An 8,840-nucleotide genomic window follows, 5' to 3' on the forward strand; every position below is an offset into this window, starting at 1 on the left:
GAGTGATGGGAGAGAATGTTCAAGAGTGGATTCTAAATGTTCAGATAAAGACATAAAAAAATGAGCGTATTTACATACACTCATTTTTACTACATTTTACTAAAATTTGCTTAACTGACTGGCATTATCCATTCGGAGGCTTTTTTATTGATTGAAATACTTTTAATGAGTGATTATTCATTTTTAAGCTGGCAATTGACCATCCATTTAATACCGAACTGATCGGTAAATGCGCCATAGAGTGCACCCCAAAAGGTCTTTTCGAGAGGCATTTCTATAGAGCCACTTTTGGACAATGCATCAAACAATCGTTTGGCTTCAGCTTGTTCACTGCTTTCTAAATTAATCGAAATATAGTGATTACTGCCTAAGGTAAAGGGTTGATTGGATTGCGCACAGAATTGTTCGTTGACATCTGAGGCCATCAGCACGGTAAATTCATTGATCGGTAGGGAAATATGCATAATCTTTTGCTGATCTGCATCGGATAGTGAAATGCCTTCCTCAGCAGGCATATCACCATAACGCATCACATTGAGGAACTCTCCACCAAATACAGAACGATAAAAATTAAAGGCTGCCTCGGTATTGCCTTGAAAATTCAAGTAGTGATTGAGCTGCATGGTGGTCATCCATTTTTATTATGTCGACATTTATTTTAAGAGCCTTGGCTGAGCTGTATGTGAACAATTTATGTCTAAAATGTAAGCATAAAAAATCCCTCTTACAGAGGGATTTTTCAGTCTCCCTCCTTTATTAAAGGAGGGGTTAGGGGAGGATTAAAGAATATTCCCTCTAAATCGCCCTTTGCGAAGGGAGTCTACAGAGCATTAAAGCAATTCAATCGCCACAGCAGTCGCTTCACCGCCACCAATACACAGTGCTGCAATACCGCGTTTACCACCTGTGCGTTTTAATGCATGGATCAGCGTTAATATAATGCGTGAACCTGTAGAACCAACTGGATGTCCAAGCGCACAAGCACCACCATTGATATTTACTTTTTCAGCATCTAATTTAAATTCATCAATAGGGCACATCGTGACCATGGCAAAAGCTTCATTAATTTCCCATAAATCGACATCAGCAACATTCCAACCCGATTTATCTAGAACTTTTTGAATTGCGCCTACAGGTGCAATGGTAAACTCGGACGGATGCTGAGAATTTGATGCATAAGCCACAATTTTTGCGAGCGGATTTAAACCTTTTGCTGAAGCTTGATCTGCTGAAGTTAAAACTAAAGCAGACGCACCATCAGAAATAGAACTTGCATTGGCAGCGGTAATCGTTCCATCTTTAGCAAAAGCAGGGCGCAGCGTTGGAATTTTTTCGATATTAGCGTTAAAAGGCTGTTCGTCTTTATCGATAATCACATCGCCTTTACGACTCGAAACAGTGACAGGTACGATTTCGTCAGCAAAATAACCCTCAGTAATTGCAGTTTGCGCACGTTTAAGCGAGCGAATGGCGAAGTCATCCATTTGTTCACGTGTATAGCCTTTGGTATTTGCCATATCCTGCGCAAAAGAACCCATGAGTCGGCCCGTTTCTGCATCTTCTAGGCCATCTAAGAACATATGATCTTTAACATCACCATGGCCCATACGGTAGCCAGCTCGTGCTTTGGTCAATACATACGGCGCATTGGTCATTGACTCCATACCACCTGCAACCACGACTTGAGCCGAACCTGCCTTAATCATATCTGCCGCTTGCATCACGGCCTTCATACCTGAACCACACAGCTTGTTGATGGTTACGGCACCAGTTGAATCTGGAAGACCAGCTTTACGCATCGCTTGACGGGCAGGACCTTGTTTCAGACCAGCCGGAAGCACACAGCCCATAATGACTTCTTCAACATCTGTCGGTTGTAAACCCGCGCGTTCGATGGCTGCTTTAATCGTAACTGCGCCTAATTCAGGTGCAGTGACAGCGGCTAAACTCCCTTGAAAACCACCCATTGCTGTACGGGCACCATTCACGATGACGATATCAGTCATTACATGTCTCCATTTTCTTATACATTAATTTTTGAATACGTCAGCAGTATAAGTAAAATTGAACAGGAATAAAGCAAATTTAAAAGGCTGCTTTGGACTCACCGGTTCTCAAATTAGCAACTGGTTGGGTTTTCAAATCGGATATGTCCCATTCGACTTAAGACTGCTCGGATCGGTTGAAGCGTTGATTTCGAACAGTAGTAGAAACTACCATTTGAACCATTGGGTAAACCGGAGCTAGCCTGAAAGGTGAGACTTGGAATGTGTAGAGTCCCACGCCAAGACAGATCGCCATATTTTAAATTGAGTTTATCTTGCAGCAATATTTTTTCATTTGCGTCGACTTGACGGTTTTTATTACTGTCAATAAATATGATCAGACCACTGTTCCAGTTGTTAGGTTGGCAAAGTTTAAAGTTAAGACTAGGACAAATCACAATATTGGAATGATAAATAGTGGCCTGAGCCCGTGCGAATGCATTGTGATTCTGAATAGTCAATTTGATGTTATTCGCTTCTTGCTGCGCCATTAAATTGTTGAAATGTGGTAAAGCTATCGTCACGATAATGACCATAATCGCAATTGAGACCAAAAGTTCAAATAACGTAAAGCCGGTTTCTTTATTGTAAAGCATTGATTTAATCCAAAATTTAATATTATTTTTATATGTCTAATGTTATATGTGTTTTTAATGGCGATATTAATTTTGAGTATAGAATTTTATTACTCAATTTTAGATAAAGCTGTTAAAATGAAAATAGCAAGTGACAATAGGCGATTCACTGCTCAAAATTGAGTAAAAATTTACCGAATTACAACGGAAATTGTAAGTAATTTTGTCAATAATTTACTTGATTAGATTAATCAAGCACTTGGAAAAAGAAAAAAGTGTTTGTATGATTCAGTGTGAATAGCTTAAAAAAAAAACTGGGGTATAAGAAAGCCTATCTCAGGATAGCCAATTTTTCGGCTTGAGCTTTAACAACAATTGTTATCTCTGGAGGATAAATCCATGAAAATGAGTCGTATTGCATTAGCAATGCTCGTAGCTGCTCCTTTAGCAGCTGCAAACGCAGGCGTAACTGTTACTCCATTAATGCTTGGTTACACTTTCCAAGATTCTGAACACAACAACAGCCGTGGCAACCTTACTGAAGGTCCAGAGCTACAAGACGACTTGTTTGTTGGTGCAGCACTTGGTGTTGAATTAACTCCATGGTTAGGTTTCGAAGCTGAATACAACCAAGTTAAAGGCGATGTGGATACTGATTGGGGTGAGTACAAACAAACTCAAATCAACGGTAACTTCTATGCTACTTCTGATTTGATCACTAAAAACTATGACAGCAAAGTTAAGCCATATGTATTGTTAGGTGCTGGTCACTACAAATACAAATTTGACGAAGCTGCTGCTCGTGGTTTAGGTGCTGACCGTGGTACTACTGAAGAAGGTACTTTGGGTAATGCTGGTCTAGGTGCTTTCTGGCGCTTAAACGATGCTTTATCTCTACGTACTGAAGCTCGTGCTACTTACAACATCGATGAAGATTTCTGGAACTACACAGCTTTAGCTGGTCTTAACGTAGTTCTTGGCGGTCACTTGAAACCTGCTGCTCCTGTAGTTGAAGTTGCTCCTGTAACTCCAGTTGCTCCAGTTGCTCCAGCTCCTCAAGAGTTGACTGAAGATCTTAACATGGAACTTCGTGTGTTCTTTGATACAAACAAATCAAACATCAAAGATCAATACAAACCTGAAATCGCTAAAGTAGCTGAAAAATTAGGCGAATACCCTAATGCTACAGCTAACATCGAAGGTCACACAGATAATACTGGTCCACGTGCTCTAAACGAACGTTTATCACTAGCTCGTGCTAACTCTGTTAAATCTTCACTTGTTAACGAATACAACGTTGACCCAGCTCGTTTATCTACTCAAGGTTTCGCGTGGGATCAACCGATCGCTGACAACAACACTAAAGAAGGCCGTGCTATGAACCGTCGCGTATTCGCTACGATTTCTGGTAGCCGTACTGTAGTGGCTCAACCTGGTCAAGCTCAATAATTTGAGTTTAACTTCGGTTAGAAAAAAAGCGGCTCTTTTGAGTCGCTTTTTTTGTTAAAAATTTAAAAAAGGAGATTTAAATTTGGCTAAAAGGCACTAACGCAAAAGCGTTATTTACTTTTAAATAATCGTTGGATGTAAAAGGATTTATCTATTCATGTGGCAATTAACCATGTAAAAATTCAAACTATTTGTATATTAATTAATCACTTATTTGCCTTAGAGCTTTAATTGAACATACACAGTTTTTGATTTAATTTTTTATAATATTAATTAAAAACAAATATTTACATTTATTTTATCTACAATTTATAAAAAATGAATATTTATATTTTTCATTAAAAAAATATAATTATCGGGATTCATGATTAAGTTGAGAATTATTCTAAATATAATAATGATTCTTATTCAAATAAATTAAGCGTTCAACGATGATCAATTTTCCAAAAACTCATTTAGTCCGTGCGATTTCAATCGCGATCTTAGGGGTGGGCACATCTGCAGTAGTAAATGCAGCAGAGCGAACCGTGCTTGAAACAATTGAAGTTGAGGTACCTGCAGAAAAGCAGCTTGCAAATGGAAAATTGAAGGCGCAGACAGACCTTGGTGCTTTGGGAAGTAAAAAAATTGTTGATACGCCATTTAGCGTTGCTGCATATAGTGAAAAGTTAATTGAAGAACAGCAAGCGACCACCGTGGGTGAAGTGCTGAGAAATGATGCGAGTGTTCGTATCACAACAAACCAAGGCCATTTAAACGAAAACTTTAATATTCGTGGCTTTGATGTCAATCATGATGATATTGCACTAAATGGTATCTATGGTATGGCACCTTATGGGCGTGTACCAACTGAATTTTTAGATTCGGTTACTGTATTGAAAGGCCCAAATGCTTTAGTTGCTGGGATGTCACCAGCAGGTGGAGTGGGTGGTGTTGTCATTGCCAAAACTAAGCGTGCAGATCAGCAGAAGACCCAAGTTTCAGCGTCAATGGAAGATGGTGGCTTTTATCAATCAGGCTTTGATGTTTCACGTCGTTTTGGTGTTGAAAAAGAGTTTGGCTTACGTGTGAATGGGGCTTATGGTCAAGGTGAGCACATTATTGAAGGCATGGAAGATAAACATACATCAGGTGCAATTGCTGCAGACTATACAACCGATAAATTGAAACTGAATTTTGATGCGTATGCTGTACGTGATGACCGTAATGGTGGTTCGCCTGCGATGGTGGCATTTGGTGTCAAAGATGCTCATGGCCATACCTATAATGGCGTGCTTGCTGCACCTAAAGGCGATACCAATTATTTTAAAAATTTGGAAGGCCATACTGATAGTGAGTTTGTAGGCTTAAGTGGTGAATATGCATTTACACCTGACTTAAATGTTTATGCAGGTGTAGGACATATTGAAAAGGCCTATAGTGGCCATATTTTTGGTACGCGTCTTGTCGTCGGCCAAGCAGATGGTCATGCTACATCTCAGTACTATCGTACGGGGTCATCAGAGTCGATTACATCAGCAAATACAGGTATTCAATATAAGTTTAATACGGGTGCTGTAAATCATGCTGTAAATGTTAGAGCTGATTATTTGACCAAAGAAACAGATCAGCATGTTGCGGCAACACAAGAGAAAATTAATTCAACTAATTTGTACGATCCTAACACGACTGTAGGGATGCCTTCTGCGTACCCAGTGGTTAAACCGAATTTAGATAATAAATATACTAGCTATACGGTATCTGATCAGATTTCAATGTTAGATGATAAGTTGCAATTTATTGTTGGTGCACGTTATCAAGATATCGATACCAAGAATTTACAGAAAAATACAGGCTATCAAGATGATAAAATTTCCCCAAGCTTAGGTGTTGTGGTTAAACCATTTGGTGAGAATATTTCTATTTATGTAAACTATGTTGAAGGTCTTTCTGAAGGTGTAACGGTGAATAACGTTGCAGATGCCAACAATAATGTCACCTTTGCGCCATTCCAAACCAAACAATATGAATTGGGGGCTAAATATCAAACAGGTAGTTGGTTAAATACATTTGCACTGTATCAAATTGAAAAACCATCGACGATGTCTTCTGATTATTCTGATGGAATTACCGGCAGTAGTGTTAATCAAATCACAACAGATGATGCAGAAACACGTTCACGTGGCGTCGAATGGGCATTTTCTGGAGAGATTTATACAGGACTAAATCTGATGGGTAGTTTGGCGTATATTGATGCTGAATATACCAAAGCAGCGGTGAAAAGTGGCGTAACCAATCAAGGTAATACGGTGTATGGTATTCCTGACTTTACTGCTACACTCGGCTTGGATTATGCAGTGCCGTATGTGGATGGTTTGAATGTCAATGCACGTGCAAACTACGTGAGTGAACAGTACTTAAATGAAACTAATACACTTAAACTGCCAGACTACACAATTTTAGATCTTGGTGCGCGCTATAAAACTCAATTAGGTGGTGTGAACACAACGTTCTTAGCTAATATTGATAACGTGACTGATGAAAAATATTGGGAAGGTATATTTAACTCAGGTTATGCCTTAGTGGGTGGTCCACGTACTTATAAAGTTGGTGTGACTTTTGATTTCTAAGTTAGATTAGTTTTTTAATATAAAAAGCCACCTATTTAAGGTGGCTTTTTTGTTGATGAGTGATTCACGGAATATATTGCTTCACCACACCGTCATCTAGGAGTTGTTGGAAATGCTCAACCACACTGTTTTGAATATCACGGTATTCGATCCCTAATTCTTTCTTGCTCTTATCTGCATTAAAGTAAATTGGGTAACCCATATTGAGTTCAACAAACTTTCGCGGGAAACCTGCAAGAGGGCCAAAGGCTTTAAAGGCAAACTTCGGTAAGGTATTGCGCGGAAATGGAAATTTATTACCAAAATGCGAGCGTAATATTTTCCCCATTTCTAATAAACTTAACGTACCACCACTAATAATATAACGTCCGCTTGCTGCGGGATTGAGAGCTGCTTGTACGTGCGCATCGGCAACATCGCGAACATCGACGATACCATTCCACATTGGTGGAACACCGGCCAAAGTCATGCCATTGGCAAACTGTTGTAGCACTTCAACGCTTCCTGACTGTGTTGACGCTGTTAAAGATGGCCCCATGACCAGTGCTGGATTAACACAGACCAGATCCCAACGGTTTTGTGCTTTTTGCATATCCCATGCTTTTCGCTCTGCCATAACTTTTGAATACGGATAAGGCTGATGCGTCTCAGAGCTAGAAGTGTTCCAATGCGATTCATCAAATTCATTATGCTCGGTCTGTAGAATATCAATGGCATCACCATAGGTTGATGCGATGCTTGAAGTCACGACAACACGTTGTACAGATTCTGTTTTATTGACACTGTTGAGTACATTTTCAGTGCCTAAAATAGCCGGCTCAATAATGTCTTTTATTGCGTCTTTATAGTTGGTCACAACAAAAGGGGATGCCATATGGATCACAATGTCACAACCTTGCATGGCTGAATCAAATGCACCCTCATCCAATAAATTGGCTTGAAACAGTTTTAAAGCGCCAGTTGTTTTAGCTGCAATTTTTTCGAGATGTGCAAATCCTGATGTTTTATTCAGATCTCGAACTGTGGCATGCACTGTATGACCTAATTCAAGTAAGTTTTTAATGACCCAACTGGCAATATAGCCTGTCGCGCCTGTGACGAGTATCTGTCTTGTTGTCTTGCTATTCATATTCTTCAACTTTAATTGACGCATTTTTTATCATATTGAAAATATTTAGTTTTGTCTTTGATTGATTTGAAAAAATATATGTTGATGATTGGGTTTAATGCGCACTAAATTCAGCAGAGAATGCATGTGAACGCTGCAAAAGTACTTTTTTATGATCTTAAAAGCGTGAATATGGGATGAATGTTGGATAGATGCATATTCTTATGATTATGAACGCAAAATCTCATAAATAAATAGTCAAAGAGTCATATCTAACTTGTGCGCTTTAATTTAAAGCCTAGATCTTAGGTCTAGGCTTCTTCATTTCGTAATAGATGCAGCTTTTGAAAATTTTAATTTTGAATCAGAGATTTCACTTTAAATATGATAAAACCAAAGAATAAAGAAGATTTTGATTGGTATGTAATAAGTGAATTTTTCAGGTGATGTAGAGATTTTTGTATCCTGTCTTGGAACTAAAGAGTCAAGTTCAGATATTTTGAAAGCAGTTATTCTTGTTGCAAGTGAGTTTGACTCATTAGAGACTAATTTCGGTGGAGAAAAGCTATTCTATTGGCAATTTTTAAGAGAGGGGTTACGTTCAGGTTTAATGAACATCAAATACTAGATACCATTTTTATCTAAGTCAAAGAGAATGAAGAATATTACTTATACCCGTTTTTAGAAGATCTGATTATAGGTATTAATCATAAAAGTACGAAGCAATCTGTAGCCAATCTATTTGGCCCCCCCGAAAGAGAAGGTGACAGTTGGCTTAAATACAGAATATTTGATAACTATTTACATTTTGAATTTGATGATTCATTAGAGTTAAAACAAGTCACAATAGGCAAATGTTGAGACTATTATATTAATTTTTATGTATTTTTTAAAATTTAAGACCTAGACCAGTGCCTAGGTCTTTTCTGTTATTCACCAATTAAAATGTCTATGCGATAAACCATTTAAAATGTCCTGTTTTTAACTACAAGAGTCAAGCACAGGATTTAGATTTCGTTCTTGAATTGCTGTTTTCTGTGCACGTCTGCTTGGC

The 8,840-nt window shown here is 38.5% G+C and carries 7 protein-coding genes; 3 read left to right on the forward strand and 4 right to left on the reverse strand.

Annotation, left to right across the window (positions count from 1 at the left end; all coding sequences use genetic code 11):
- Positions 1 to 173 precede the first annotated feature (173 nt).
- The 3 genes from FTT85_RS17465 to FTT85_RS17475 all read right to left on the reverse strand — a co-directional run bounded on the left by FTT85_RS17465 (position 174) and on the right by FTT85_RS17475 (position 2,641).
- Positions 174 to 623 (reverse strand): VOC family protein, encoded by a 450-nt coding sequence (locus FTT85_RS17465; RefSeq protein ID WP_180063849.1) that lies wholly within the window; start codon positions 621 to 623, stop codon positions 174 to 176.
- Between the two features lie 207 nt (positions 624 to 830).
- A complete protein-coding gene (locus tag FTT85_RS17470) occupies positions 831 to 2,006 on the reverse strand; it encodes a thiolase family protein (protein ID WP_180011606.1) in 1,176 nt (391 codons plus the stop codon).
- Positions 2,007 to 2,119: 113 nt separating this feature from the next.
- Complete coding sequence (locus FTT85_RS17475; RefSeq protein ID WP_180184065.1) at positions 2,120 to 2,641, reverse strand: GspH/FimT family pseudopilin; 522 nt, start codon at positions 2,639 to 2,641, stop codon at positions 2,120 to 2,122.
- Positions 2,642 to 3,019: 378 nt separating this feature from the next.
- Between FTT85_RS17475 and omp38 the strand changes: the two genes are divergently transcribed.
- Together omp38 and FTT85_RS17485 are read left to right on the forward strand one after the other, a co-directional pair.
- On the forward strand, positions 3,020 to 4,069 hold the full coding sequence (omp38, locus tag FTT85_RS17480) for an outer membrane protein Omp38 (RefSeq protein ID WP_078190085.1): 1,050 nt from the start codon (positions 3,020 to 3,022) through the stop codon (positions 4,067 to 4,069).
- A gap of 431 nt (positions 4,070 to 4,500) precedes the next feature.
- Complete coding sequence (locus FTT85_RS17485; protein ID WP_180184066.1) at positions 4,501 to 6,678, forward strand: TonB-dependent siderophore receptor; 2,178 nt, start codon at positions 4,501 to 4,503, stop codon at positions 6,676 to 6,678.
- 64 nt (positions 6,679 to 6,742) lie between these two features.
- Here the strand turns inward: FTT85_RS17485 and FTT85_RS17490 are convergent, their stop codons facing one another.
- Positions 6,743 to 7,807: an aldehyde reductase gene (locus FTT85_RS17490; protein ID WP_180184067.1), complete on the reverse strand. Its 1,065-nt coding sequence runs from the start codon at positions 7,805 to 7,807 to the stop codon at positions 6,743 to 6,745.
- 409 nt (positions 7,808 to 8,216) lie between these two features.
- On the opposite strand from FTT85_RS17490, the gene FTT85_RS18820 reads away from it, so the two are divergent.
- On the forward strand, positions 8,217 to 8,414 hold the full coding sequence (locus FTT85_RS18820; RefSeq protein WP_257228798.1) for a hypothetical protein: 198 nt from the start codon (positions 8,217 to 8,219) through the stop codon (positions 8,412 to 8,414).
- Positions 8,415 to 8,840 lie beyond the last annotated feature (426 nt).

Origin of the sequence: Acinetobacter sp. YH01020 (assembly GCF_013420275.1) — a bacterium.
Lineage (GTDB): Bacteria > Pseudomonadota > Gammaproteobacteria > Pseudomonadales > Moraxellaceae > Acinetobacter > Acinetobacter amyesii.